The organism is Methylibium petroleiphilum PM1 (genome assembly GCF_000015725.1).
Lineage (GTDB): Bacteria > Pseudomonadota > Gammaproteobacteria > Burkholderiales > Burkholderiaceae_C > Methylibium > Methylibium petroleiphilum.
Map to the genome: position 1 here is coordinate 3,535,961 of NC_008825.1, position 25,690 is coordinate 3,561,650.

Here is a 25,690-nt window from a genome sequence, read left to right on the forward strand (position 1 = left end):
GGGGCCTTCACGAGGCCTTCGCCGCTTCGAGCCGGCCCACGGCGGCCCGGATGCCGCCCAGGATCGAATCGGCGACGTAGGCCGGAAAGCCCGGCGGCAGCTTCGCGGCCACTGCGTCCAGGGCGACGGGGGTCCTGTCGATGATGTCCTGGATCAACCCGTCCACGCCCTGCCCCGACGCGGACACGATCCCGCTCCGCCGCCCGACCGCCTCCCAATGCCGGCGCAGGATGTCGCGCATGCGCCAGTGCGCGTTGGTGCACCGCAGCGCCATCGCCAGCTTGACGCGATGCGGAGAAATCCGGTTGAGGCCGTTGCCCAGCACGGGATAGGCGGACACCACGTCGTAGAGCGGCGTCATCGAGAAGGCACCGCCCGCGTGCAGCGCGATGCTGAAGTTCTTGGCATGCCCGTCCGGCGCGCACATCAGCCAGAACATCAGCTGGGCCCGGAAGAAGTTCTCACGGTCCTGAACGCGACGACGCGAGGCGTTCAGCACCTCCAGAATGCCGTCGATGCCCGGGCCGCCGTCGGCCTCGTATTTGGCGTGTGCCGGCGTGCCGGTGGCCTGGCACATGTCTTCCTGCGGCAGGCGAATGATCCAGGCGCCATCGTCTGCCCACATCCGGTCGAAACGCTCGACGCCGAGGACGCGCTGGCCCTCGAACGCCAGCGGGTGGCAGCGCGCGACGGGCAGGCCGTAGGCCTCCAGCACCTGGGCGCACAGCCATTCGTTCTCCACCGAGTCGCGCAGGTCGAGCTTCATGTTCCCCACCAGGCCCAGCGGCAACTTCAGGATGTGGGTGGTGGGTGTCGGTCCCATCGGACGCCACCACCGACCCTCGTGCCACAGCAGCGCCGTCTTCTCCTGTGCACCGGCGATCGAGATGCGGAACTCGTCCGCGTCCGCGGTTCGTTGGTCGAAGCCGCTGGGCGTGAGCGCGGCGTTCAGCGCCCGCGCCACACCCGCCTCGTCGAGCGGCCGGGCCTGGACGGTCTTCACATCGCCGGGGTCCTGCCCGTCGGGCAGGATCTGCAGCGCACCGACGCAATCGCGGCCGATCTCGGTCAGCAGGTCGAAGGCGTCTGTGGTCGCTGTCTTGAACCGGCGTGCCAGACGTTCACGGATCGGTCGGCTGTCCGGCAGCAGGTTCTCGAAGTAGTCGCGGACGGCGTTGCCCTTGTGCGGCGGATTGCCCGGCCTGAAGGGCAATGACAGGGACAGCGGCCTCACCTGCGGCGAGCGCAACCAGCCCGCGTCGTAGCGCAACTCGTCTCCGGCGGGCGAGGTGCTCCAGGCCCCCACCCGCTCGCCGTTCATCCACAAAGCGAGCGTGCGCGTGTGCGATCGCCTTCCCATCGGCAGCTACCACTGCGCCTTTTCGGACCCGCCGGGTACGCCGCCCGCCTTGGGTGAAGCAGCTCCCGAAGACCGCTGTTGCCTCAGCACGAGCTCGACATCGAGGATGCTGAGCAGCTTCATCAGCCGGGCCGCGCTGACGGTGCCTGCATTGCGCTCGAGCGCAGACAGCGTCTGCTGCGTGACCCCGAGCCGTGCGGCAAGGTCTGCCTGCGTCAGGCCGGCCGCCTTGCGAAAGCTCTGCAGCAGGCCGGGAAGCTGGTCTGCCGTGCGCACCGGGAACTCGTCCATACAGCCGCTCGTTGGTAGCGTCGTTAAACGCACTATAGGCTGTAATCTTGATTTACTCAAGTTACGCTGTATTTAGAGAATACAGCTCGAAGGCTGATCTCGGCCAACGATGACGCCGCCCGGGGACCGCGCGCAGATCGCTTGGTGTTTGCTGGTAGGCCGTGTTGGACTTGAACCAACGACCAAAGGATTATGAGTCCTCTGCTCTAACCAACTGAGCTAACGGCCCCTTGCTCGGGACCATGGCGTTCCGCGAAGCGCTTGCTTCCAGGAAGGCGATCGACCCGGCACCAGCGCGGATTGTAGGCATCGCTACCATGGCTCTGGCCCTGCGATCGGGAGGCACGCCATGACGACACCCACGACGATGACACCAGCGCGCATTGAACGCGACAGCTTCGGCGACATCGCCGTGCCCGGCGACCGGCTGTGGGGGGCGCAGACGCAGCGCTCGCTGCACCACTTCGACATCTCCACCGAGCGCATGCCGCCGGAGCTGCTGCTGGCGCTGGCGCTGGTGAAGCGCTGCGCCGCCCAGGTGAACCGCGACCTGGGCGTGCTCGACGCGCGCAAGGCCGAGGCCATCATCGCCGCCGCCGACGAGGTGATCGCCGGACAGCATGCCGACGAGTTTCCGCTGTCGCTGTGGCAGACCGGTTCGGGCACGCAGAGCAACATGAACATGAACGAGGTGCTGGCCAACCGCGCCTCGCAGCTGCTGGGCGGGCCGGTGGGCGAGCAGCGGCTGGTGCATCCGAACGACGAGGTGAACCGCGGGCAGTCGTCGAACGACGTGTTTCCCACCGCGATGAACGTGGCCGCGGTCCGCGCGATCGAGGACGCGCTGCTGCCGGCGCTGGCCACGCTGCACGATACGCTGGCCGGCAAGGCACGCGCCTACGCCGAGCTGGTGAAGATCGGCCGCACCCACCTGCAGGACGCCACGCCGCTGAGCCTGGGGCAGGAGATGTCGGGCTGGGTGGCGCAGCTGGCGCACGGCATCGGCCACCTGCGCGCCGCGCTGCCGCACCTGCGCGAGCTGGCGCTGGGCGGCACCGCGGTGGGCACCGGGCTCAATGCGCACCCGGAGTTCGGCACGCGGGTGGCGCAGGCGCTGTCGCAGGCCGCGGGGACCGACTTCGTGTCGGCGCCGAACAAGTTCGAGGCGCTGGCGGCGCACGACGCGCTGGTGCATGCGCACGGCGCGCTGAAGACGCTGGCGGCGTCGCTGATGAAGATCGCCAACGACGTGCGCTGGCTGGCCTCGGGCCCGCGCTCGGGGCTGGGCGAGCTGCGCATTCCGGAGAACGAGCCGGGCAGTTCCATCATGCCCGGCAAGGTGAACCCCACGCAGTGCGAGGCTTTGACGATGGCGTGCTGCCAGGTGCTGGGCAACGACGTGGCGGTGAACGTCGCCGGCGCGTCGGGCAACTTCGAGCTCAACGTCTACAAGCCGGTGATCATCCACAACGTGCTGCAGAGCCTCCGGCTGCTGGCCGACGGCGCGCGCAGCTTCGATGCGCATTGCGCGCGGGGCATCGAGCCGGACCGTGGCCGCATCGCCGAACTGCTGCAACGCTCATTGATGCTGGTGACGGCGTTGAACCCGCACATCGGCTACGACAAGGCCGCGCAGATCGCGAAGAAGGCGCACGCCGAGGGGCTGACGCTGCGCGAGGCGGCCGTGGCCTCGGGGCACCTGACGGGCGAGCAGTTCGATGCGTGGGTGCGGCCGGAGCGGATGATCGGGCCGGGTTGAGCGCTACTTCTGGCTCAGCGCCTGCGTCACCAGCCGCGAGGTGATGTCGACGATCTGGATCATGCGGTCGTACGCCATGCGCGTGGGGCCGATGACGCCCAGCGTGCCGACGATCTTGCCGTCCACCTCGTACGGCGCCGACACCACCGACAGCTCCTCGAACGGCACGATCTGGCTCTCGCCGCCGATGTAGATGCGCACGCCCTCGGCGCGGCTGCTCACGTCGAGCAGGCGCATCAGCTGGGTCTTCTGCTCGAACAGGTCGAACAGCTTGCGCAGCGAGCCCATGTCGCTGGAGAAGTCCTGCATCGTCAGCAGGTTGCGCTCGCCCGAGACCACCACCTGCTCGTTCTCGCCGTCGGCGGCTTCGCTGCCGAACTGCACCGCGGCCTGCATCAGCAGGGCGATCTCGCCGCGCAGCGCGTCGATCTCGGTCTTGAGCCGCTCGCGCACCGCCTCGATGCTGAGGCCGCTGTAGTGGGCGTTGATGAAGTTACTGGCCTCCACCAGCTCGGCCGGGCTGTGGTCGCGCGCGGTGAAGATCACGCGGTTCTGCACGTCGCCGTCGGGCGAGACCAGGATCACCAGCACGCGCCGCTCGCCCAGGCGCATGAACTCGATGTGGTGGAACACGCCGGCCTTGCGCGGCGCGGTGACCACGCCGACGAACTGCGACAGGTTGGACAGCACCTGGGCCGCATGGGTGATCACGCGCTGCGGCTGGTCAGGCTGCAGCTGTTCTTGCGCAGCGGCCAGGCCCGGCTCGCTGCGCGCCATGTCGAGCGGCCGCGCGGTGAGCATGGTGTCGACGAACAGCCGGTAGCCGCGCGCCGTGGGGATGCGCCCGGCGCTGGTGTGCGGGCTGGCGATCAGGCCCAGCTCCTCCAGGTCGGCCATCACGTTGCGGATGGTGGCCGGGCTCAGCTCCAGCCCGGACGCCCGCGACAGCGTGCGCGACCCGACCGGCTGACCATCGGCGATATAGCGCTCGACCAGCGTCTTCAACAGGGTCTTGGCACGTTCGTCGAGCATGGTGGAAATCATTGTAGGGCGCGGTTTTGCGGGCATGTGGCGAGGTGCGCGCCGCGTCGAATGGCTGTGGTGTAATTTCTCTCACCATGGCGAGCCGTTTCCGTCACGCTGCCCTCGTCGGCAAATACCAGGCGCCGGGCAGTCGCCAGGTGCTTGCCAGCGTGGCCGAGTTCCTCACGAACCAGGGGCTCGAGGTCTCGCTCGACACCACCACCGCCATGGCCGTCGGCCTGCCCGACTACGGCGCGCTCGACGCCGCCCAGATCGGCAAGCACTGCGACCTGGCGGTCGTGGTCGGCGGCGACGGCACCATGCTCGGCACCGCGCGGCAACTGGCGCGCTACGGCGTGCCGCTGATCGGCATCAACCAGGGCCGGCTCGGCTTCATGACCGACATCCCGATGGCAGAGTTCCGCGAGACCATCGCACCCATGATCGCCGGCGACTACGAGGAAGAGCACCGCACCATGCTGGAAGGCTGCGTCAAGCGGCCCTCGGGCGACGAGTTCGACGTGATCTACGAGACCTTCGCCGTCAACGACGTGGTGGTGAGCCGCGGCGCCAGCGCCGGCATGGTGGAGCTGCGGGTCGATGTGCAGGACCAGTTCGTGGCCAATTTCCGCGCCGACGGGCTGATCATCTCGTCGCCCACCGGCTCGACCGCCTACGCGCTGTCGGCCGGCGGGCCGATCCTGCACCCGGGCATCTCGGGCTGGCTGATGGTGCCGATCGCGCCGCATGCGCTGTCCAATCGCCCCATCGTGCTGCCCGACGACAGCGAGGTGCGCATCGAGATCGTCGCCGGCCGCGATGCCAGCGTGAACTTCGACCACCAGAGCCTCGCCAGCCTGCTGCACGGCGACCGCATCTGCGTGCGCCGCAGCGAGCACCGCGTGCGCGTGCTGCACCCGCGCGGCTGGAACTTCTATGCCACGCTGCGCCGCAAGCTGCACTGGAACGAAGGTGTGCTGCCCGACGGCGCGCACTCCTGAGCCGTGGGCGGCACGCTGAGGAAGACCCCATGCTGAAGCGCATCGCCCTGCGCGACTTCGTCATCGTGCCCGCGCTCGAGCTCGACCTGCAGGCCGGGTTCACCGCGCTCACCGGCGAGACCGGTGCCGGCAAGTCCATCCTGGTCGATGCGCTGCAGCTCGCGCTCGGCCACCGCGGCGACGCCGGCGTGGTGCGCGAGGGCGCGACGCGCGCCGAGATCAGCGCCGAGTTCGACACGCCGGCCTCGCTGCGGCCCTGGCTGGCCGATGCCGGCTTCGCCGATGAAGAGGACGGTGGCGACGACCCCCTGCTGCTGCGCCGCACGCTCGACGCCCAGGGCAAGAGCCGTGCGTGGATCAACGGCAGCCCGGCCACCATCGGCCAGCTGCGCGAGGCGGGCGAGCACCTGGTCGACATCCACGGGCAGCACGCCTGGCAGAGCCTGACGCGGCCCGACGCGGTGCGCGGCCTGCTCGACGGCTATGCCGGCCTCGACACCGCGCCGCTGGCCGCCGCCTGGAGCGCGTGGCGCAGCGCAAGCGAACAGCTCGCCGACGCGCGCAGCCGCCAGGCCGACCTGGAACGCGAGCGCGAGCGGCTGCAATGGCAGATCGCCGAGCTCGACAAGCTGGCCCCCGGCGCCGACGAATGGCCGGAGCTCAACGCCGAGCACCACCGCCTGAGCCACGCGCAGGCCATCATCGACGCGGTGCAGGCGGCGCTGGCCGCGATCAGCGAGGACGACGACTCGGCCGACGCGCGCAGCGCCCAGGCGATCGGTGCGCTCGAAGGTGTGCTCGACCACGACCCGGCGCTGCGCGATCCCTTCGAGGTGCTGAAGAGCGCGCAGGCCCAGCTGCAGGACGCCGCCCACACGCTGCACGCCACGCTGCGCCACGGCGAGCTGGACCCGGAGCGCCTGCAGGCGCTCGACGAGCGGCTGGCGGCGTGGATGGGCCTCGCGCGGCGCTTCCGCCGGCCGGCCGAGGAATTGCCGGCACTGCGGGCCGCCTGGCGCGACGAGCTCACCCGGCTCGACGCCGCGACCGACCTCGACGCGCTGGAGGCCCGGGTGCAGACCACGCGCCAGGCCTACGACACCGCGGCGCAGGCCGTCAGCTCGCAACGCAAGGCCGCGGCACCGCGGCTCGCCGCGTCGGTGACGGCGGCGATGCAGCAGCTCGGCATGGCCGGCGGGCGCTTCGAGGTGGCGCTGGAGCCGTTGGCCGAGCCGCAGCGGCACGGCCGCGAGGCGGCAGAGTTTCGCGTGGCGGGGCACGCCGGCAGCACGCCGCGCGCGCTGGCCAAGGTGGCCTCGGGCGGCGAGCTGTCGCGCATCGCGCTGGCGATCGCGGTCACCACCAGCGAGCTCGGCGAGACCGGCACGCTGATCTTCGACGAGATCGACGCCGGCGTCGGCGGCAGCGTGGCCGACGCCGTGGGGCAGTTGATGCGCCGCCTGGGCCGCGACCGGCAGGTGCTGTGCGTGACCCACCTGCCGCAGGTGGCCGCCTGCGCCGACCACCACTGCGTGGTCAGCAAGGCCGCGCAGGGCGGCAGCACGCGCAGCCAGGTCGACCCGGTCACCGGCGAGGCGCGGGTGCAGGAGATCGCCCGCATGCTGGGCGGCGGCGCGGCCGGCGGCACCAGCCTGGCCCATGCGCAGGCGCTGCTGGCGGCCGCGACATCGGCCCCGCCGGCGCCTCCGGCCGCGGCCAGTGGTGGTGGACGCAAGCGGCAGCGGGCATGAGCCAGGACACCGTGGCGCCGGCCCTGCCCGACGCACCGCGCGAGGTGGTGCTGGTCACCGGCATCTCCGGCTCGGGCAAGTCGGTGGCGCTGCATGCGCTGGAGGACGCCGGCTTCTACTGCGTCGACAACCTGCCGCCCGAGCTGCTGCCGCAGTTCCTGCGCCTGGAGCAGGCCCGCACCGACGGCGCGATGCGCCGCATCGCGGTGGCGGTCGACGTGCGCAGCGCCCGTTCGCTGCCGGCGCTGCTGCCGAGCCTGTCGCAGCTGGGCAGCGAGGGCGTGAAGGTGCGCGCGATCTTCCTCGACGCCAGCACGCATGCGCTGGTGCGGCGCTTCTCCGAGACGCGGCGCCGCCACCCGCTGAGCACCGGCGCCCCCGGCGAGGCGCTCGACCAGCACCGTGCACTGACCGACGCGATCGAGCTCGAACGCGAGCTGCTCGCCGACCTGCGCGAGGCCTCCACCGTCCTCGACACCAGCCAGCTGCGCGCCGCCCAGCTGCGCGCCTGGGTGCGGCAGCTGGTGCAGGCACCGGCCGGCGCACTGACGCTGGTGTTCGAGTCCTTCGCCTTCAAGCACGGTGTGCCGCTCGATGCCGACCTGGTGTACGACGTGCGCGTGCTGCCCAATCCGCACTACATCGACGAGCTGCGCCCGCTGACCGGTCGCGACGCGCCGGTCGCCGACTACCTGCAGCAGCAGCCCGAGGTGGGCGAGATGCTGGGGCAGATCGAAGCCTTCCTGGTGCGCTGGCTGCCGGCGTTCGAGCAGGACCAGCGCGCCTACCTCACCGTCGCGATCGGCTGCACCGGCGGCCAGCACCGCTCGGTCTACTTCGTCGAGCAGCTCGCCCGGCGCTTCCGCGACCGCGGTGCGACGCTGGTGCGCCACCGCGAGCTCGACGCGCTCTGAGAAGCCGGTCGCCGATGACGGATACGCCCTCCTTCGAACTGCCGCTGTTCCCGCTGCAGTCGGTGCTGTTCCCCGATGGCCTGCTGGGCCTGAAGGTGTTCGAGGCGCGCTACCTCGACCTGGTGGGCGAGTGCCTGCGCGAACGCAAGCCCTTCGGCGTGGTGGCGCTGAAGAAGGGCAGCGAGGTGCGCGGCAACGGCGCGCCCGGCGACGTGGCGCTGGAGTCGATCGGCTGCCTGGCCGAGCTGATCGACGTGGACAGCCCGCAGTCCGGCATCCTGCAGGTGCGCTGCCGCGGAACCCGGCGCTTCGAGACGGCCGGCACCTCGCAGCAGGCCAACCACCTGTGGGTCGCCCAGGCCCGGCTGCTGCCCGACGACGAGACCGTGCTGCCGACCGAGGAACTGGTCGGTTCGGCCCAGGGCCTCGCGAACGCGATCGCCACCCTCAAGCAGCAGGGCAACGCCCCCTTCCTCGAGCCTTACCGCTTCGAGGACGCCGGCTGGATCGCCAACCGCTGGTGCGAGATCCTGCCGATCTCGGTGGCCGCCAAGCAGAAACTGATGGAACTGCCCGACCCGCTGGTGCGGCTGAAGCTGGTCGACGAGTTCCTGCGCAGCAAGGGCGTGGTCGGCTAGGGCGCCATGCCGACCGAGCCCGAGTCGCCGGCACGCGAGGCGGCACTGGCCATGGCGCCGGCGCAGTTCCGCGCGCTCGGCCACGCGCTGGTCGATCGCATCGCCGACATGATGGCCGCGCTGCCGCAGCGCCCGGTGAGCCACGGCGAGACCCCGGCCGAGGTGCGCGCGCTGGTCGGCGACGGCCCGCTGCCCCGCGCGGGCACCGACCCGGCCGCGCTGCTCGACGGCGCGGCGACGCTGCTGTTCGAGCACTCGCTGCGCAGCGGCCACCCGCGCTTTCACGGCTACATCTCGGCGTCGCCGGCACCGATCGGCGTGCTGGCCGAGCTGCTGGCGGCGGCGCTGAACGCCAACGTCGCGCTCTGGCACGCCGCGCCGCTGGCGAGCGAGATCGAGGCCCAGACCGTGCGCTGGCTGGCCGAGCTGGTGGGCTACCCGGCCGGTTGCGGCGGCCTGCTGACGAGCGGCGGCACGCTGGCCAACCTGGTGGCGCTGCTGGCCGCGCGGCGCGCGGTGCGCCCGGCGGTGCGCGAACAGGGACTGCGGGCGGTGGCGCCGCTGGCGGTCTACGCGTCGACACAGACGCACGCCTGGCTGCACAAGGCGGTCGACATCGCCGGCCTCGGGCTGCAGGCGGTGCGCCGGATCCCGACCGATGCCGAGCAACGCCTCGACGTGGGCGCGCTGGCCGCGAGCATCGAGGCCGATCTCGCCGCCGGCGTGCAGCCGCTGATGGCGGTGGGCACGGCCGGCACGGTGAGCACCGGCGCGATCGATCCGCTGCCGGCCATGGCCGCGCTGTGCCGCCGGCACGGCCTGTGGTTCCACGTCGACGGGGCCTATGGCGCGCCGGCGGCCTGCCTGGGCGACGCCGCACCGGCCGACCTGCCGGGCCTGCGCGAGGCCGACTCGCTGGCGCTCGACCCGCACAAGTGGCTCTACGCGCCGATCGAGGCCGGCTGCGTGCTGGTGCGCGACCCGCGCCACCTGCTCGACGCCTTCAGCCAGCGCCCGCCCTACTACGGCGCACCGCGCGACGACGAGGGCGTGAACTTCCACGAGCTCGGACCGCAGAACACGCGCGGCTTCCGCGCGCTGAAGGTCTGGCTCGCGCTGCGGATGGCCGGCCGCGAAGGCTACCGGCAGATGATCGGCGACGACATCGCGCTGGCCCGGCGGCTGCGCGAGCGCGTGCAGGCCACGCCACGGCTCGAGGCGGGCCCGGGCGGCCTGAGCATCGCGACGCTGCGCTACCGGCCCGACCCCCGTGAAGCCCACGACGAGGCCGCGCTCGACGCGCTGAACCGCCGCCTGCTGGAGCGCCTGCAGCACGATGGCCGCGCCTGGCTCGGCCCGGCCGTGGTGGACGGCCGCTTCTGGTTGCGGGCCTGCATCGTCAACTTCGGCACCGGGGCGGCCGAGGTGGATGCGCTCCCCGCGCTGGTGCTGGAGCTCGGCGACGCGCTGAGCGCTGGCGCCTGAGCTCGCGCGGGCACGGCTGCCCGGCACGGAGCTTGCGCCACCTCGCGCCCATGGACATGACCGAACGCAACGACGACGAAGACGAAGACGGCATCACCCGCCACTCCGTCTTCGAGGACGCGATGGCGCTGCTGCTCGGCACGGCGGCCATGGCGCTGGGGATCGCGATGTTCCAGCAGGCCGGGCTGCTGGCCGGCGGCACCGCGGGCCTGGCCTTCCTGCTGCACTACGCGACCGGCGGGTCCTTCGGCGCGCTGTTCTTCGCGATCAACCTGCCGTTCTACTGGCTCGCCTGGCGCCATCTCGGCCATGCCTTCACGCTGAAGACCTTCGTCGCCGTGGCGCTGCTGTCGGTCCAGAGCGAGTGGCTGCCGCGCTGGATCGGCTTTGCGCCGCTGCAGCCGCTGTATGCCGCGCTGATGGGCGGCACGCTGATCGGCATGGGCATGCTCGCGCTGTTCCGCCACCAGGCGAGCGTGGGCGGCATCGGCATCGTCGCGGTGGTGCTGCAGCAGCAGCGGGGCTGGCGCGCCGGCCAGCTGCAGATGGCACTCGACTGCAGCATCGTCGCGCTGGCCTTCGCGGTCGTCGCGCCCCGGCAGGTGCTGCTGTCGGTGGCCGGTGCGGTGGCGCTGAATCTGGTGCTGGCCATCAACCACCGTCCGGGGCGCTACGTGGCCCGCTGAGCCGGGCCGCGCCCCTCAAGCGCTGCGGGTCCCGGCCGATAACCCGGCACGCTCACCGCAGCCTCAAGACCATGCCGTCAGAACTCCTCTCCGCTCCCGGACGCCGTGCGCTGGCACGGATCCGGCACTGCGTCCACCTGCACGAGCAGGAGCTGCTGGGACTGGACGACTTCTTCTCGCAGGCGCTGCCGGTGCTGGCCGAGGGCCTGGGCTGCGACCGCGTCAGCGTATGGACCTACTCGCAGCGCGGACCGCAGCAGGCACTGCACTGCGAGCGGCTGCACCACGCGGGCCACGACGCCACGCCGCTGCCGCCGCTGGTCGAGCAGCAGCACCCCGACTACTTCCGCGAGCTCGACCGCTGGGGCATCCTGAGCGCGAACGACGCCCAGAGCCATCCGGCACTGCGCTCGATGCGCGAGGCCTACCTGCTGCCGCACGACATCCACTCGCTGCTCGACGTGCCGTTTGCCGTCAACGGCCGGCGCACCGGCCTGCTGTGCGGCGAACAGACCGGCGCGCCGGTCGAGTGGTCGGCGACGCAGATCTCGCTGATGCGCCAGGCTGGCGTGATCGGCAGCCTGCTGATGCACCGCCTGCAAGGGCGCGCCCGGCGACCCGACGCGCTGCGGTTCGCGGGCTGAGCGGCGCGACGCGGCGCTACTCGAGCTTGGCGCGGTCCTCGCCCACCGCCATCGTCTGCGGCAGCTTCTTCCAGCTGCCGGCCCGGATCTCGTCGTGCGTCAGGCGGCGGACCTCGACCTCGCCGAGGCCGCGGATGCCGAGCTTGCGGGCCGCCGCGAAGCTGAGGTCGATCACGCGGCCGTCGATGAAGGGACCGCGGTCGTTCACGCGCACCACCACCTGCCGGCCGTTGACGCGGTTGCGCACCACCGCGTAGCTGGGCAGCGGCATCGTCTTGTGCGCCGCCGTCATGCCGTGCATGTCGTAGACCTCGCCGTTGGCGGTGCGGCGTCCGTGGAAGGGCTCGCCGTACCAGGAGGCCACGCCGATCTCGAACCACGGCACATCGGTGTCATCGGGCTCGTAGGACTCGCCGCGGATCACATATGGATGGTTCGGTGCCCCCTGGCGGATGCGCTCCACGCGCGGCACGGCATCGACGAGCGGCGCGGGGGCCCGCTTGGCGACGCGCGGCGTGCGGGTTTGCGGCGGCTCCGGCAGCGGCGCTGGGCTGGCTTCGGGTTCGACCGACGGCGCGGGCGGCGGTGTGCCGCCGGGCAGGCGGACCGTGCCGCAGCCGACGACCAGCATGGCCGCCGCGAGGATGAGGATCAGGCGCAGGCCATGCCCCAGGGGCGATGGCGGCGCAATGCGAATGCAGTTCACCATGTCCGCTGATGTCGGCGGGTGGCGATTGCACTTGCGTGTCAAAAGGCCGGCATCGCGCCAGCGAAGACCCGCCAGAGCCCTTTTGCGTCGAGTCCGTCACGATCCGACGAGGCCCGATCGGCGCCCGTCCGACCGGCCGCCTGACATCGTGTTTCAGCGCCGGGGCCGGAGGGTTGTAACCTTTGGGTTCTGCCACCCCGCTCAGACCACAACAACACGGATGTCCGGTTCATGAAACCTGTTGCATTTGATCCCTATGGAAGAAGGCGCTCGCGCTGGCGCCTGCCCCGCTGGCTGGTGCTGCTGCTGGTCGGCATCGCGATCGGCGCGGGAGGCGTCGTGCTGATCCAGGAGCGCTACCTGCCGCCCCGGCTGTCGGCCAGCGCGTCGACCGCGCTGCGCGCCTCGTACGAGAAGGCCGAGGCCGAGCGCCTGCGCCTGGAGGGCGCGCTCGCCGACACCACGAAGCAGCTCGAGGCGGCCCTCGCCGACAAGAAGGGGCTGGCCGACGAGCTGGGTGCCAGCCGCGACACCGCCGAGCGCCTGCGCAAGGACGTGGCCGCGGTGGTGGCCTCGCTGCCGCCCGACCCGCGCGGCGGCACGGTGGAGGTGCGTGCCGGGCGATTCACCGTCGACGGCTCGGCACTGGCCTACGACGTGATCCTGACCCGCGACCGCGCCACGGCCGGCAAGCCGCTCGCCGGCGTGATGCAGTTCATCGTCGCCGGCGAGACCGCGCGCGGCACCGAGACCACGGTCAGCCTGAAGCCGGTCGCGATCTCGGTGGGCAGCCACGAGAGCCTGCGCGGCAGCGTACCGATGCCCGAGGGCTTCAAGCCGCGCCAGACCACGATCCATGTGCTGGACCGGCCCGAGGGCAAGCTGCTCGGGATGCGCGTGATGTACGTGAAGTAGCCGCCGCCCGCGGCGGCGGCCCCCGGTTCAGCCGCGTGCGGCTTCGGGCAGCTCGAGCTTGACTTCGAGGACCTCGAGGTTGTCCTGCTTCTGCAGGTGGACCTTGATGTCCTCGGGCTTGATCGACACGTACTTCGAGATCACCGCCACCAGTTCGCGCTGCAGGGCCTCGAGGTAGTCGGGCCGGCTGCCGCCGCGCCCGCTGCGTTCGTGGGCCAGGATGATCTGCAGCCGCTCCTTGGCGACGCTGGCGGTCTTCTTCTTTTCTCCGAGCAGGAAGGAAAGCAGGGACATGGGTTCACCTCCCTCCGAACACGCGCTTGAAGAAACCCGGCCGATCGGCCTCGACGAAGCGCATCGGCGGGTTCTCGCCGCGGAAGCGGCGCACCACGTCCTTGTACGCTTCCGACACCGGTGTGCCGCGCATGTAGATCGCGGGCACGCCCTGGTTGGACGCGTCGAGCACCGTCTCGGACTCGGGGATCACGCCGATCAGGTCGATGCGCAGGATCTCCTGGATGTCCTCCAGCGAGAGCATCTGCCCGCCCACCACGCGGTTGGGGTTGTAGCGCGTGATCAGCAGGTGCTCCTTGATCGGCTCCTTGCCCTCGATCGCCCGCTTGGTCTTCGACGACAGCATGCCGAGGATGCGGTCGGAGTCGCGCACCGACGAGACCTCGGGGTTGGTGACGATCAGCGCCTCGTCGGCGAAGTGCATCGCCATCAGCGCACCGGTCTCGATGCCGGCCGGCGAGTCGCAGACGATGTACTCGAAACCCATGTCCGCCAGGTCCTTCAGCACGCGCTCCACGCCGTCCTTGGTCAGCGCTTCCTTGTCGCGGGTCTGCGACGCGGCGAGCACGAACAGGTTGTCGCTCTGCTTGTCCTTGATCAGCGCCTGGTTCAGGTTGGCTTCGTTGTGGATGACGTTGATGAGGTCGTACACCACGCGGCGCTCGCAGCCCATGATCAGGTCGAGGTTGCGCAGGCCGACGTCGAAGTCGATCACGGCCGTCTTGTGGCCCTGCAGCGCCAGGCCAGATGCGAAGCTGGCGCTGGTGGTCGTCTTGCCCACGCCTCCCTTGCCGGAGGTCACGACGATGATTCTGGCCATCGGTAGCAGATCCTTTCAGTAGATGGAACGCTCGTCAGGCCTTCAGGGCCTCGAGCAGGAGCTTGTCGCCTTGCAGCCTCACCTGGGCCGGCTTGCCCAGCACCTCGGCAGGCAAGGGGGTTTCGGTGGTGCGGTAGGTGCCCGCGATGGAGACCAGCTGCGGCTCCATGCAGGTGGCGAAGATGCGGGCGTCGGCGTTGCCGCGGGCGCCGGCGATCGCCCGGCCGCGCAGCGGCCCGTAGACATGGATGTGGCCATCGGCGATGACCTCGGCGCCGACGTTCACCGCCGCCAGCACCACCAGGTCGCAACCCTTGGCGTAGACCTGCTGGCCCGAACGCAGCGGCCGGTCGATGACCATCGTGCCGGGGCCGGCCACCGGCACCTCGCGGATGACCTCGGTCAGCATGACCGGCGGCGCGGCAGGCACCGGCGCCGGCGCGCGGGCCGGCGGCGACGGGTTCGCGCCGGCCGGCGCCTCCACCAGCCCCGCGGCCAGCGCATCGGCCATCTGAGCGTCGTTGCCGCCGCGCACGGCGAGCGGCAGCATCTGGCGCTGGCGCAGCAGCTCGATCAGCGCCGGGAAATCGATCGCGGCCTCGGCCTCACGCACCTGCGACAGGTCGATCACCACCGGATCGCGCTCGAACAGGCCCGGTGTGTCGGCGATCCGCTCGTCCAGCTCGCGAGCCAGTGCCGACAGATCGGTGGTCTTCAGGATCACCGCGACCAGCATCAGCGCGGCACTCTTCAACTCGAAGCTGGCAGAGCTGCCGGTTCTCTGGTCGACGGTCATGGGGCGGGCGAGAGGGAAGAAACGCGACAAAGATCACAGTGTATCGGGCGGCCGGCGCATTGCGGCACTGCAACGGAACGGCTTCAGCCCCCTCACCGCTTCAGCACCGGCGCCAGCGCCACGCCGGTGTGCGTGCCCGCGGCCACCACCTGCTCGGGCGTGCCCGCCGCCACCACACGGCCACCGCCGGCACCGCCCTCGGGACCGAGGTCGAGCACCCAGTCGGCTTCGGCGATGACGTCGAGATCGTGCTCGATCACCACCACGCTGTGGCCGCCGTCGACCAGCCGATGCAGCACGCGGATCAGCTTCTCGACGTCGGCCATGTGCAGGCCCACCGTCGGTTCGTCCAGCACGTAGAGCGTGTGGGGCGGCTTCTGGCCGCGCCGCGTCACGTCGTCACGCACCTTGCTGAGCTCGGTGACGAGCTTGATGCGCTGCGCCTCGCCGCCGCTCAGCGTGGGCGAGGGCTGACCCAGTGTCAGGTAGCCCAGGCCCACGTCCTTCAGCAATTGCAGCGGGTGGGCGATGGCGGGCATGGAGGCGAAGAAGTCGACCGCCTCGTCCACCTCCATCTGCAGCACGTCGCCGATGCTCTTGCCGCGCCAGGTGACGGCCAGCGTCTCGGGGTTGAAGCGCGCGCCGTGGCACAGGTCGCAGGGCACCTTCACGTCCGGCAGGAAGGCCATCTCGATGGTGCGCAGGCCCTGGCCCTCGCAGCCCGGACAGCGGCCCTCGCCGGTGTTGAACGAGAAGCGGCCGGCGGCATAGCCGCGCGCCTTGGCCTCCAGCGTCTCGGCGAACAGCTTGCGGATCGTGTCCCAGAAGCCGATGTAGGTGGCCGGGCAGGAACGCGGCGTCTTGCCGATCGGCGTCTGGTCGACCTCGAGCACGCGATCGATGGGCTCGAAGCCTTCGAGCTGGCTGCAACCCACCCAGGCCGGCCGCTTGCCGGCGGCCAACGCATCGCGACCGGCCTTCGTGGCCTTCATCGCCACCGCCGCGTGCACGTTGACCAGCAGCACGTCGCGCGCGACGGTGCTCTTGCCCGAGCCGGAAACGCCCGTCACCGCAACCAACCGCCCGACCGGCACGCCGACGTCGAGCCCGGCCAAGTTGTGCAGCGTGGCGCCGCGCAGCGTGAGCCAGGGCACGCCCGGCGGCACCGCGCGCCGCGCCTGCAGCGGGTGGCGCATCGGGTGCTCGAGCAGGCGGCCGGTCAGCGAGTCGGGGGCGCGCAGCAGGTCGGCGGCGGTGCCCTGCGCCACCAGACGGCCGCCGCGCTTGCCGGCGCCGGGGCCGATGTCGATGATGTGGTCGGCGCGGCGGATGGTGTCTTCGTCGTGCTCCACCACCACCAGCGTGTTGCCCTGCGAACCCAGCGTGTGCAGCGCATCGAGCAGCACGCGGTTGTCGCGCGGGTGCAGACCGATGGTCGGCTCATCGAGCACGTAGCACACGCCCTGCAGATTGCTGCCCAGCTGCGCCGCGAGGCGGATGCGCTGCGCCTCGCCGCCGCTCAGCGTGGGCGCGGCGCGATCGAGCGTCAGATAGCCCAGGCCCACCTGGTCGAGGAAGCCCAGCCGCGAGCGGATCTCGGCGATCACGTCGCGTGCGATCGTGGCCTCGCGGCCATCGAGCTTCTGGGTCTCGATCCAGCGGCGCGCGTCGTTCACCGCGCGCGCCGCCACCGCGGCGATCGACTGCTCGCCCTCCGCCCCGCGGCCGAAACGCACGGCCAGCGAGACCGGGTTCAAGCGCGCGCCATGGCAGGTGCCGCAGGGCGCGTCGGCCACGTCCTCGATCTCGGGTTCGGCGAAGGTCATCTCGCGCCCGCCGGTGTCGTCGTCGCGCACCGAATCGTCGAGGGCCTTGCGCTGCTCGCGCGTCAGCGTGAGGCCGGTGCCCACGCAATCGGGGCACCAACCGTGCTTGCTGTTGTACGAGAACATGCGCGGGTCCAGCTCGGGGTAGCTGGTGCCGCAGGCGGGGCAGGCGCGCTTGGTCGAGAACACCTTGACGCGGCCGATGCGGTGCGTCGGCGCGCCGGCGGCCATCGCCGCCTTCAGGCCGTCGAGCGGGCCCAGCAGGTGCACCACGCCCTTGCCGAGCTCCAGCGTCTTCGCGAGCAGCGCGCGCAGTTCGGCCTCGTTGTCGGGCGTGACGACGATGTCGCCGACCGGCAGCTCCAGCGTGTGCTCCTTGAAACGGTCGATGCGTGGCCACGGCGAGGTCTTCAGGAATTCGCCGTCGACCCGCAGGTGCGTGTGGCCGCGCTGCGCGGCCCACTTCGCGAGGTCGGTGTAGACGCCCTTGCGGTTCACCACCAGCGGCGCGAGCAGGCCGATGTGCTGGCCCTTGTAGTCGCGCAGCAGCTGCGCGGCGATCGACTCCGGCGTCTGCGGTCGCACCGCCACGCTGGCGTCGGCCGTGCATTTGGGACAGTACTGCGTGCCGAGCTTGACGTAGAGCAGGCGCAGGAAGTGATAGACCTCGGTGGTGGTGGCGACGGTGCTCTTGCGGCCACCGCGGCTCAGGCGCTGCTCGATCGCGACGGTGGGCGGGATGCCGTACACCGCGTCGACCTCGGGCCGGCCGGCCGGCTGCACGATGCTGCGCGCGTAGGCGTTGAGGCTCTCGAGATAGCGGCGCTGGCCCTCGTTGAACAGGATGTCGAAGGCCAGCGTGCTCTTGCCCGAACCGGAGACACCGGTGACCACGCTGAACTTCCCGCGCGGGATGTCGACCGACAGGCCCTGGAGGTTGTGCTCGCGGGCATTGACGATCTGGATCGCGTGGGCGGCAGCGCCGGCCTCGCGCTCGCGCCGGGCGCGCCGCGCCTCGGTCAGCAGCGACTGCAGCGGCAGCCCCTCCTCGACCGCGAGGCCGCCCTGCCCGAGGCTCTGCTCGTACTCGCGCAGCGCCGCGCCGGTGTGCGACGTGGGGTGCCGCTTCACGTCGTCGGGGGTGCCGGAGCAGACCAGCTCGCCGCCGGCCTCGCCGCCCTCGGGACCCAGGTCGACCAGCCAGTCGGCCGCGCGGATCACGTCGAGGTTGTGTTCGATCACCAGCAGCGAATGGCCGGCCTCCAGCAGCTTGCGGAAGGCACGCATCAGCTTGGCGATGTCGTCGAAGTGCAGGCCGGTGGTTGGCTCGTCGAACAGGAACAGCGTGCCCTTCTTCGCCACCGCCTGGCGCGAGCTGCTGCCGTTCTTTGCGGCCTCGGCCAGGAAGCCGGCGAGCTTCAGGCGCTGCGCCTCGCCGCCGCTCAGCGTGGGCACCGGCTGGCCGAGCTTCACGTAGTCCAGGCCCACGTCGGCCAGAGGCTGCAGCGCGCGCAACACCTCGCGATCGTCGGCGAAGTAGCGCACCGCGTCGGCGATGGTCAGCTCCAGCACCTCGCTCACGTCGAAGGACTTGCCGCCGCGCTGGACCTTCACCTCCAGCAGTTCGGCGCGGAAGCGCTTGCCGTCGCAGTCGGGGCAGCGCAGGTAGACGTCGCTGAGGAACTGCATCTCCACGTGCTCGAAGCCCGAACCGCCGCAGGTCGGGCAGCGGCCGTCGCCGGCATTGAAGCTGAACATGCCCGCGCCGTAGCCGCGCTGCAGCGCCATCGGTGCCTCGGCGAAGATGTTGCGCAGCGTGTCGAAGGCCCCGACGTAGCTAGCCGGGTTGGAGCGCGCGGTCTTGCCGATCGGGCTCTGGTCGACGAACACCGCGTCGCTCAGCCAGTCGGCGCCGAGCAGGCGGTCGTGCGCGCCCGGCGTCTCGGTGGCCTTGCCGAAGTGGCGCGCCAGCGCGGGGAACAGCAGGTCCTGGATCAGCGTGCTCTTGCCTGAGCCGGACACGCCGGTCACCACCACCAGGCGTTGCAGCGGGAACTCGACCGTGATGCCGCGCAGGTTGTGCTCGCGCGCGCCCTCCACGATGAGCCTCGGCGTGCCGTCGGTCACCAGCCGCTTGAGACCCAGGCCGATGCTGCGGCGCGCGCCGAGGTAGGCGCCGGTCATCGTGTCGGCGCGCTTGAGGTCGTCGGGCGTGCCGTCGAACACGACGCGCCCGCCCTGGGTGCCGGGGCCCGGGCCCATGTCGAGCACGCGGTCGGCGGCCAGCATCACGGCCGGGTCGTGCTCCACGACCACCAGCGTGTTGCCGGCATCGCGCAGGCGGTGCATGGCCTGCACGATGCGGTTCATGTCGCGCGGGTGCAGGCCGATCGACGGCTCGTCCAGCACGAACAGCGTGTTGACCAGCGACGTGCCGAGCGCGGTGGTGAGGTTGATGCGCTGCACCTCGCCGCCGCTCAGCGTGCGGCTCTGGCGGTCGAGCGTGAGGTAGCCGATGCCCACGTCGCACAGGTACTTGAGCCGGGTTCGCACCTCGTCGAGCAGCAGCTCCAGTGCGTCGTCGAGCATCGTGCTCGGCAAGGTGAGCTCGTCGAAAAAGCGCCGCAGCCGATCGATCGGCAGCAGCATCAGGTCGTGCAGGCTCAGGCCCGGCAGCGCTTCCAGCTGTTCGCGCGACCAGGCCGCGCCGACCGGCAGGAAGCGCTGGGCCGCCTTCAGGGCCGCATCGGCCCCCTCCTTCGTGCCGATGCGCCACTGCAGCGACTCCAGCTTCAGGCGCGCGCCGCCGCAGGCCGGGCACGGCGTGTAGCTGCGGTACTTGGACAGGAGCACACGGATGTGCATCTTGTAGGCCTTGCTCTCCAGGTACTCGAAGAAGCGCTTGATGCCGTACCACTGCTTGTTCCAGTTCCCCTTCCAGTTGGGCGTGCCGTCGAGCACCCAGTCGCGCTGCGCGTCGCTGAGCTGGCTCCAGGCGGTGTCGCGCGGGATGCCGGCCTCGCCGGCGTACTTCAGCAGGTCGGCCTGGATCTCCTTCCAGGCCGGCGTCTGGATGGTCTTGACGACACCGGTGCGCAGCGTCTTGCGGTGGTCCGGCATCACCAGCCCCCAGTCGACGCCGATCACGCGGCCGAAGCCGCGGCAGGTCTCGCAAGCGCCGAAGGCCGAGTTGAACGAGAACATCGACGGCTGCGGATGGCTGTAGCGCAGCTCGCTGTCGGGGCTGTGCAGGCCGGAGGAGAAGCGCCAGAGCTGTTCTTCGCCCTCTCCCGCCACGGCATAGACGTTGACGCGCCCGCCGCCGCGCTTGAGCGACACCTCGAGCGCCTCGACGACGCGCGATTTCTCGGTGCCGTCGAGCCGCAAGCGGTCGGCCACCACGTCGAGCAGCTTGCGCGGCCCGGTGGGCGTGGCGATCTCGCGCTCGGCCTGCACGCGCGTGTAGCCGCTGGCGGCGAGCCATTGCTCGACGTCGGCCGCGGTCGCGCTGGCCGGCAGCTCGACCGGGAAAGTCACCACGAGGCGCTGGCCGGGCGCGGCGCGCTGCTGCAGTTCGCGGTAGATCGACTCCGGATCGTCCTCGCGCACCGGCTTCGCGGTCTGCCGGTCGAACAGCTGCGCGGCGCGCGCGAACAGCAGCTTCAGGTGGTCGTTCAGCTCGGTCATGGTGCCGACCGTGGAGCGCGAGGTGCGCACCGGGTTGGTCTGGTCGATCGCGATGGCCGGTGGCACGCCCTCGACATGGTCGACCGCCGGGCGGTCCATGCGGTCGAGGAACTGGCGCGCATAGGCGCTGAAGGTCTCGACGTAGCGGCGCTGGCCCTCGGCGTACAGCGTGTCGAACACCAGGCTGGACTTGCCCGAGCCGCTGGGCCCGGTGACGACCGTCAGTTCTCCCGTGTGGAGGTCCAGGTCGAGGTTCTTCAGGTTGTGCTGGCGTGCACCGCGAATGCGGATCACGCCGGGAGGGCGCTGACCGTTGGGCATGGGGGTTCCGGGGGGTGAGCGGAAGATTCTAGGGATCGGGCCCGTCACGTCGGGGCGTGCTGCGGCTAGCCGCAGCGCGCCCTGGGGGCATCCCGCGCAGGCCGCCCGCGGCTCGCCGGCCGAAGCGGCCTCAATGGCGCAGCGGCAGGAAGCGGTGGCCGGCAGCCAGGTCGAGCACGGTGCTGAACCGGCCGTCGCAGCGCTGTCGCAGCGCCGGCCAGAGCTTCAGCAGCAGCTGGGCCGTGGCCAGCGCATCGGCGGAGGCCTGATGGCGAGCCAGACAGGTGATGCCGTGGTGCGCCAGCCAGTCGTCAAGGCTGCGCTGCCGTGGCTCGCGATGCAGCACGGCAGCCAGGTGCTCGAGATCGAGCCAGGGGTTGTCCGGGGCGCGCCCGAGCGCGTCGCGGCCGGCCCGCTCGATCAGCGTGCGGTCGAAGGCGCTGTGAAAACCCACCAGCGGCGACCTGCCGATGTAGGACTCCCACGCCTGCAGCGCCTCGGCCGGATCGAGGCCCGCACGCTGGGCGCCGATGCCGATGCCGTGCACGAGGATGTTGGCCTTGTCCGGACTCGCGGACGGCGCCCCGGACGGGCGCAACAGCAACTCGAAACGGTCACCCAGCACGATGCGCGGACGTCGCCCGCCGCGCTCGCCCTGCACCGGCGCGAAATGCACGCCGACCGCGGCGATCGCCAGCAGGGGGTCGCGCCGCGGATCGAGTCCGCCGGACTCGACGTCGGCCACGATCCAGCGCGCGTCGTCGAGCGCCCCCGCGGCGGGCGCCGTGCCGCGCCCCCACCGCGAGCGCCAGCGTTGCAGCAGCGTCGTCATCCGCCGCCCCGTTCAGCGCAGGTAATCGAGCTCGATGCGCTGCTGCAGGCGGCGCGCGACACGGAACGCCTCCTTCAGGATGCGATGGTCGAGTTCGTTGAGGGCGTCGAGCCGGATCGCGTTCGGATGCTGCCGCGCGTCGCCTGGCGCCAGGCCTTCGAGCTGCACGCGCAGCCGCAGCATCTGCAGGAACTCGAAGGCGCCGATCCAGGCCTCGCCGTGCTGCGGCGGCGCGCCGCGCGCCCGGGCGATCGCCTCGAGCCGACGGCGCGTGTTGACCTCGGGCACGCCGAGCGCCAGGCAGTGCAAGCGCGCGGCGTTGACGAAGATCGCCGTGCCGTGGAGCTTCAGGTCGATCGCCCGGACGCCCTCGATCGTCTGGCTGTCGATGCCGCCCAGCCAGTCGAGCGGTGCGCGCGTGCGCAGCAGGTCCTCGGCCAGCTGCCGGCAGAAGCGGGGCACCTCGCGAGCGCGTCGCGTGACGAAGTCGCGCAGCGGGCCGGCCAGCGCAACGGCCCCGGCCAGCGGGCGGAAGTCGAAGTAGATGCTGGCCGCCAGCAGGTCCCTGGGAGCGCCGTGCTCGATCCAGCGCGCAAAGCGCTCCTGCCACTCCGCCGGCGTCAGGCAGCATTCGGGATTGCTCGCCATGACCTGGCCCTTGCACAGCGGATAGCCGCAGGCATCGAGCGCCTCGTTGACATCCCGCGCGAAGGCCAGCCAGGCCGGACGGTCGGCCGCGGGCTCGCGGCTTTCGAAGATCAGGCCGTTGTCCTGGTCGGTGGCGATGGTCTGCTCCGACCGACCCTCGGAGCCGAAGGCGAGCCAGCAGGCGCGCGCGAGGTCCAGGCCGTGGCGTGTAGCGGTCAGCTCGATCAGCCGCCGCGTGAGCAGGTCGTTGAGGTGGCTGATCAGCTCGGTCAGTTGACGAGCCTGCACGCCCTGCGCCAGCAGCGCGGCGGCGAGCCGGCGCAGGTCGGCCGCCACGGCCGGCATCGCGTCGACAGTGTCCACGCTGCCGATCGAGCTGCTGAGCTGCCTCACCGAAAGACGCTGCATCACGAACAGGTCGCGTTCCGACACCACGCCGACGAGCCGGCCCGACGACGTGATCGGCACGTGGCGCAGCCCGTGGCGCGACATCAGCAACGCGGCGTCCTGCGCGGTGTGGTCGACCGTCAGCGCGTGCACCGGCTGCGTCATCACCGCGGCGATCGGTGTCGACAGCGGCAACTGCGGCAGCGTGATGCGGTCCAGGATGTCGTAGCGCGTCAGGATGCCGGCCGGCGCGCCCAGGTCGTCCGTGACCAGCATCGAGCCGATGCGGTGCTGCTGCATGGCCTGCAGCGCCAGCGCGAGCGGCGTGTCGGGACGGCAGGTCCGCGGGGCCGGCGTGGCCAGTTCGCCGAGCCGGCGCTCGAGCGACTGGGTCGCGAACGCCTGCGACGCGTAGGCCGACTGCAAGGCCTGGCGCGAGGCGTCGATGAAGTTGAGCATGCGCCGGTTCAGCAGGTCGGCGAACGGCGGGCTCGCCGCGACGAGCTCGTCGACGGCCTCCAGAGGCAGCAGCAGGCAGAAGGTGTCGCGCGTGGCGGTGTAGACGGCGCTCACCGCGCGTCGCGCCATCAGGGCGGCAACCGGAAACATGTCGCCGGTCTCGTACTGGAAGCCGCCCTCGTCGACCTGATCGGCCCCCCGCACGGCACTCACCGCACCGTCGCGGATGAAGTAGAGATGCCGGACCGGCCCGTCCTCGGGCCGCAGTACGCACTCGTCGGGCGCGAAGTAGGCTTCGCTCGCCGCGGCGACGAAGCGCTCGACATCCACCGTCGCCATGTGCGAGAAGGGCAGGTAACGTCGCAGCAGCTGGCACAGGTGGCCCAGCAGCGGCCCGCAGGGCCGGGGTGCGGCAGCAGGGAGCGCCTCATCGCTCATCGCGGTCTCCTCGTCGGGCATCGGCGACCGTGACACCACGGCGACCGGCGCCGTCATCTTGCCTGCCTGCCGGCTTGCGCGCGAAACAAAAAAAAGCGCGCTGCATAAGCAGCGCGCCGTCGCATCGGAATGCGGTGGGTGGGGAGAGGTCAGTAGCCGGTGGACGACGCCGCCGACGCAGCCGGCGGCACCTCGATCCCGTGCTTCTCTCCGCTCATGTCGATGTCGCCACCGCTCTTCGACAGCACGTACAGCACGACGGCGGCGAAGGCGATGAATCCGAGTGCGATCTTCCACATGGTCCTGGGCTCCTCAGTCCTTGGCGTAGATGTCGACGTCCTTGGTCTCGCGGACGAAGATCAGACCCACGACGAAGGTGATGCCGGCGATGATGATCGGGTACCAGAGGCCGTTGTACATGTTGCCGGTCTGGGCCACGATCGCGAAGGCGGTGGTGGGCAGCAGGCCGCCGAACCAGCCGTTGCCGATATGGTACGGCAGGCTCATCGAGGTGTAGCGGATGCGGGTCGGGAACATCTCGACCAGCATCGCGGCGATCGGCCCGTACACCATGGTGACGTAGATCACCAGGATCACCAGGATGCCGACGATCAGCGGCTTGTTCATCTTCGCCGGATCGGCCTTGGCGGGGTAGCCGGCGGCCTTCAGGGTCTCGGCGACCGACTTCTTGAACTCGGCGTCCTTCGCCTTCGCCTCGTCGGGCGGGAGGCCCTTGGAGCTGTAGCTCTGGATGACCGTCTCGCCGATGGTGATGGTGGCGGGCGTGCCGGCGGCATGCGCCACGTTGTCGTAGCTCACCGAGCCGGCGGCCAGGACCTGCTTGGCGATGTCGCACGAGCTGGTGAACTTGACGGTGCCGGTCGGGTTGAACTGGAACGAGCACTCGGCCGGGTCGGCGTGCACCAGCACCTTGTTCTTCGCCTGCGCGGCGGCGAGGTCGGGGTTGGCCGCCTCGGTGAGCGCCTTGAACAGCGGGAAGAAGGTCAGCGCGGCGATCAGGCAGCCGGCCAGGATGATGGGCTTGCGGCCGATCTTGTCCGACAGCGAGCCGAAGACGATGAAGAACGGCGTGCCGATCAGCAGCGAGATCGCGATCATGATGTTCGCGGTGGCACCGTCGACCTTCAGCGACTGCGTCAGGAAGAACAGCGCGTAGAACTGACCGGTGTACCAGACCACGGCCTGGCCGGCGGTCAGGCCGATCAGCGCCAGGATCACGATCTTCAGGTTCTTCCACTGGCCGAACGACTCGGTCAGCGGCGCCTTGGAGGTCTTGCCCTCCTCCTTCATCTTCTTGAAGGCGGGCGATTCGTTCATGCTCAGGCGGATCCACACGCTGATCGCGAGCAGGAAGATCGAGACCAGGAAAGGCACGCGCCAGCCCCAGTCGGCGAACGCCGCTTCGCCGACCAGCGTGCGGGTCCCCAGGATGACCATCAGCGACAGGAACAGGCCCAGCGTCGCGGTGGTCTGGATCCACGAGGTGTAGGCGCCGCGCTTGCCGTGCGGAGCGTGCTCGGCCACGTAGGTGGCGGCACCGCCGTACTCACCGCCGAGCGCCAGGCCCTGCAGCAGGCGCAGGCCGATCAGGATGACCGGCGCGGCCACGCCGATCGCGGCGTAGTTGGGCAGGATGCCGACGATGAAGGTCGACAGACCCATGATCAGGATCGTGACCAGGAAGGTGTACTTGCGGCCGATCATGTCGCCCAGACGGCCGAAGAAGATCGCGCCGAACGGTCGCACGATGAAGCCGGCGGCGAACGCCAGCAGCGCGAAGATGAAGGCCGAGCCGGCATCCAGCCCCGCGAAGAACTGCTTGGCGATGATGGCCGCCAGCGATCCGTACAGGTAGAAGTCGTACCACTCGAACACGGTCCCGAGCGAGGACGCGAAGATGACCTTCTTCTCCTCCGCGGTCATCGGGCGCGCCGCAGCGGCGCCGGAGGTGGGTAGAACAGCAGCCATGGCTTGTCTCCTGCTTC

At 70.7% G+C, this 25,690-nt stretch carries 21 protein-coding genes and 1 tRNA gene; 9 read left to right on the forward strand and 13 right to left on the reverse strand.

Annotated elements, in window-relative coordinates; all coding sequences use genetic code 11:
• Window positions 1-7: 7 nt before the first annotated feature.
• From MPE_RS16810 to MPE_RS16820, 3 genes are all read right to left on the reverse strand, one after another.
• Complete coding sequence (locus tag MPE_RS16810) at window positions 8-1,360, reverse strand: type II toxin-antitoxin system HipA family toxin (protein ID WP_011830904.1); 1,353 nt, start codon at window positions 1,358-1,360, stop codon at window positions 8-10.
• Between the two features lie 6 nt (window positions 1,361-1,366).
• The gene (locus MPE_RS16815; RefSeq protein ID WP_011830905.1) at window positions 1,367-1,651 is read right to left on the reverse strand and encodes a helix-turn-helix transcriptional regulator; all 285 of its coding nucleotides are present in this window, start codon (window positions 1,649-1,651) and stop codon (window positions 1,367-1,369) included.
• A gap of 152 nt (window positions 1,652-1,803) precedes the next feature.
• Window positions 1,804-1,880 (reverse strand) — tRNA-Ile (locus MPE_RS16820).
• 138 nt (window positions 1,881-2,018) lie between these two features.
• Here MPE_RS16820 and fumC point away from each other — a divergent pair.
• Window positions 2,019-3,410 (forward strand): class II fumarate hydratase, encoded by a 1,392-nt coding sequence (fumC, locus tag MPE_RS16825; RefSeq protein ID WP_041929735.1) that lies wholly within the window; start codon window positions 2,019-2,021, stop codon window positions 3,408-3,410.
• Between the two features lie 3 nt (window positions 3,411-3,413).
• Here the strand turns inward: fumC and hrcA are convergent, their stop codons facing one another.
• On the reverse strand, window positions 3,414-4,442 hold the full coding sequence (hrcA, locus tag MPE_RS16830) for a heat-inducible transcriptional repressor HrcA (RefSeq protein WP_011830907.1): 1,029 nt from the start codon (window positions 4,440-4,442) through the stop codon (window positions 3,414-3,416).
• A gap of 86 nt (window positions 4,443-4,528) precedes the next feature.
• Between hrcA and MPE_RS16835 the strand changes: the two genes are divergently transcribed.
• The 7 genes from MPE_RS16835 (at window position 4,529) to MPE_RS16865 (ending at window position 11,552) form a co-directional block, all read left to right on the forward strand.
• Entirely contained in the window at window positions 4,529-5,434 is a 906-nt protein-coding gene (locus MPE_RS16835; RefSeq protein ID WP_011830908.1) for an NAD kinase, read from the forward strand.
• A gap of 29 nt (window positions 5,435-5,463) precedes the next feature.
• On the forward strand, window positions 5,464-7,185 hold the full coding sequence (gene recN / locus MPE_RS16840; protein ID WP_011830909.1) for a DNA repair protein RecN: 1,722 nt from the start codon (window positions 5,464-5,466) through the stop codon (window positions 7,183-7,185).
• Window positions 7,182-8,099: an RNase adapter RapZ gene (rapZ, locus tag MPE_RS16845; protein WP_011830910.1), complete on the forward strand. Its 918-nt coding sequence runs from the start codon at window positions 7,182-7,184 to the stop codon at window positions 8,097-8,099. The genes recN and rapZ overlap by 4 nt, the downstream gene beginning before the upstream one ends.
• Before the next feature lie 14 nt (window positions 8,100-8,113).
• Window positions 8,114-8,737 carry an LON peptidase substrate-binding domain-containing protein gene (locus tag MPE_RS16850; RefSeq protein WP_011830911.1) on the forward strand — a complete coding sequence of 208 codons (624 nt, stop codon included), beginning with the start codon at window positions 8,114-8,116 and terminating at the stop codon, window positions 8,735-8,737.
• 6 nt (window positions 8,738-8,743) lie between these two features.
• The gene (locus tag MPE_RS16855) at window positions 8,744-10,222 is read left to right on the forward strand and encodes a pyridoxal phosphate-dependent decarboxylase family protein (protein WP_011830912.1); all 1,479 of its coding nucleotides are present in this window, start codon (window positions 8,744-8,746) and stop codon (window positions 10,220-10,222) included.
• 50 nt (window positions 10,223-10,272) lie between these two features.
• Window positions 10,273-10,908, forward strand: coding sequence for a YitT family protein (locus MPE_RS16860; protein ID WP_011830913.1), 636 nt, complete (start codon window positions 10,273-10,275; stop codon window positions 10,906-10,908).
• Between the two features lie 71 nt (window positions 10,909-10,979).
• Window positions 10,980-11,552, forward strand: coding sequence for a GAF domain-containing protein (locus MPE_RS16865; RefSeq protein ID WP_011830914.1), 573 nt, complete (start codon window positions 10,980-10,982; stop codon window positions 11,550-11,552).
• 16 nt (window positions 11,553-11,568) lie between these two features.
• Here the strand turns inward: MPE_RS16865 and MPE_RS24920 are convergent, their stop codons facing one another.
• Window positions 11,569-12,261 (reverse strand): septal ring lytic transglycosylase RlpA family protein, encoded by a 693-nt coding sequence (locus tag MPE_RS24920; RefSeq protein ID WP_011830915.1) that lies wholly within the window; start codon window positions 12,259-12,261, stop codon window positions 11,569-11,571.
• A 231-nt stretch (window positions 12,262-12,492) separates the two neighbouring features.
• On the opposite strand from MPE_RS24920, the gene MPE_RS16875 reads away from it, so the two are divergent.
• Window positions 12,493-13,176 carry a hypothetical protein gene (locus MPE_RS16875; RefSeq protein ID WP_011830916.1) on the forward strand — a complete coding sequence of 228 codons (684 nt, stop codon included), beginning with the start codon at window positions 12,493-12,495 and terminating at the stop codon, window positions 13,174-13,176.
• A gap of 27 nt (window positions 13,177-13,203) precedes the next feature.
• Here MPE_RS16875 and minE read toward each other — a convergent pair whose 3' ends face one another.
• From minE to MPE_RS16910, 8 genes are all read right to left on the reverse strand, one after another.
• Window positions 13,204-13,470, reverse strand: a complete 267-nt coding sequence (minE, locus tag MPE_RS16880; RefSeq protein WP_011830917.1) for a cell division topological specificity factor MinE — start codon at window positions 13,468-13,470, stop codon at window positions 13,204-13,206.
• A gap of 4 nt (window positions 13,471-13,474) precedes the next feature.
• Window positions 13,475-14,290, reverse strand: coding sequence for a septum site-determining protein MinD (minD, locus tag MPE_RS16885; RefSeq protein WP_011830918.1), 816 nt, complete (start codon window positions 14,288-14,290; stop codon window positions 13,475-13,477).
• A 34-nt stretch (window positions 14,291-14,324) separates the two neighbouring features.
• Window positions 14,325-15,086, reverse strand: a complete 762-nt coding sequence (gene minC, locus MPE_RS16890) for a septum site-determining protein MinC (protein ID WP_011830919.1) — start codon at window positions 15,084-15,086, stop codon at window positions 14,325-14,327.
• A 92-nt stretch (window positions 15,087-15,178) separates the two neighbouring features.
• On the reverse strand, window positions 15,179-20,920 hold the full coding sequence (uvrA, locus tag MPE_RS16895; protein WP_041929736.1) for an excinuclease ABC subunit UvrA: 5,742 nt from the start codon (window positions 20,918-20,920) through the stop codon (window positions 15,179-15,181).
• 130 nt (window positions 20,921-21,050) lie between these two features.
• Complete coding sequence (locus tag MPE_RS16900) at window positions 21,051-21,752, reverse strand: 3'-5' exonuclease (protein ID WP_011830921.1); 702 nt, start codon at window positions 21,750-21,752, stop codon at window positions 21,051-21,053.
• Between the two features lie 12 nt (window positions 21,753-21,764).
• Complete coding sequence (locus MPE_RS16905) at window positions 21,765-23,684, reverse strand: DUF294 nucleotidyltransferase-like domain-containing protein (RefSeq protein WP_041930261.1); 1,920 nt, start codon at window positions 23,682-23,684, stop codon at window positions 21,765-21,767.
• Between the two features lie 149 nt (window positions 23,685-23,833).
• A complete protein-coding gene (locus MPE_RS24440) occupies window positions 23,834-23,983 on the reverse strand; it encodes a hypothetical protein (protein WP_011830923.1) in 150 nt (49 codons plus the stop codon).
• Window positions 23,984-23,996: 13 nt separating this feature from the next.
• Window positions 23,997-25,673 (reverse strand): MFS transporter, encoded by a 1,677-nt coding sequence (locus MPE_RS16910; RefSeq protein ID WP_011830924.1) that lies wholly within the window; start codon window positions 25,671-25,673, stop codon window positions 23,997-23,999.
• Window positions 25,674-25,690 lie beyond the last annotated feature (17 nt).

Coding starts and splice junctions, on each gene's coding strand:
- MPE_RS16810 (WP_011830904.1), bottom strand. CDS start 1,360: ATGGGAAGGCGATCGCACACGCGCACGCTCGCTTTGTGGATGAACGGC.
- MPE_RS16815 (WP_011830905.1), bottom strand. CDS start 1,651: ATGGACGAGTTCCCGGTGCGCACGGCAGACCAGCTTCCCGGCCTGCTG.
- fumC (WP_041929735.1), top strand. CDS start 2,019: ATGACACCAGCGCGCATTGAACGCGACAGCTTCGGCGACATCGCCGTG.
- hrcA (WP_011830907.1), bottom strand. CDS start 4,442: ATGCTCGACGAACGTGCCAAGACCCTGTTGAAGACGCTGGTCGAGCGC.
- MPE_RS16835 (WP_011830908.1), top strand. CDS start 4,529: ATGGCGAGCCGTTTCCGTCACGCTGCCCTCGTCGGCAAATACCAGGCG.
- recN (WP_011830909.1), top strand. CDS start 5,464: ATGCTGAAGCGCATCGCCCTGCGCGACTTCGTCATCGTGCCCGCGCTC.
- rapZ (WP_011830910.1), top strand. CDS start 7,182: ATGAGCCAGGACACCGTGGCGCCGGCCCTGCCCGACGCACCGCGCGAG.
- MPE_RS16850 (WP_011830911.1), top strand. CDS start 8,114: ATGACGGATACGCCCTCCTTCGAACTGCCGCTGTTCCCGCTGCAGTCG.
- MPE_RS16855 (WP_011830912.1), top strand. CDS start 8,744: ATGCCGACCGAGCCCGAGTCGCCGGCACGCGAGGCGGCACTGGCCATG.
- MPE_RS16860 (WP_011830913.1), top strand. CDS start 10,273: ATGGACATGACCGAACGCAACGACGACGAAGACGAAGACGGCATCACC.
- MPE_RS16865 (WP_011830914.1), top strand. CDS start 10,980: ATGCCGTCAGAACTCCTCTCCGCTCCCGGACGCCGTGCGCTGGCACGG.
- MPE_RS24920 (WP_011830915.1), bottom strand. CDS start 12,261: ATGGTGAACTGCATTCGCATTGCGCCGCCATCGCCCCTGGGGCATGGC.
- MPE_RS16875 (WP_011830916.1), top strand. CDS start 12,493: ATGAAACCTGTTGCATTTGATCCCTATGGAAGAAGGCGCTCGCGCTGG.
- minE (WP_011830917.1), bottom strand. CDS start 13,470: ATGTCCCTGCTTTCCTTCCTGCTCGGAGAAAAGAAGAAGACCGCCAGC.
- minD (WP_011830918.1), bottom strand. CDS start 14,290: ATGGCCAGAATCATCGTCGTGACCTCCGGCAAGGGAGGCGTGGGCAAG.
- minC (WP_011830919.1), bottom strand. CDS start 15,086: ATGACCGTCGACCAGAGAACCGGCAGCTCTGCCAGCTTCGAGTTGAAG.
- uvrA (WP_041929736.1), bottom strand. CDS start 20,920: ATGCCCAACGGTCAGCGCCCTCCCGGCGTGATCCGCATTCGCGGTGCA.
- MPE_RS16900 (WP_011830921.1), bottom strand. CDS start 21,752: ATGACGACGCTGCTGCAACGCTGGCGCTCGCGGTGGGGGCGCGGCACG.
- MPE_RS16905 (WP_041930261.1), bottom strand. CDS start 23,684: ATGAGCGATGAGGCGCTCCCTGCTGCCGCACCCCGGCCCTGCGGGCCG.
- MPE_RS24440 (WP_011830923.1), bottom strand. CDS start 23,983: ATGTGGAAGATCGCACTCGGATTCATCGCCTTCGCCGCCGTCGTGCTG.
- MPE_RS16910 (WP_011830924.1), bottom strand. CDS start 25,673: ATGGCTGCTGTTCTACCCACCTCCGGCGCCGCTGCGGCGCGCCCGATG.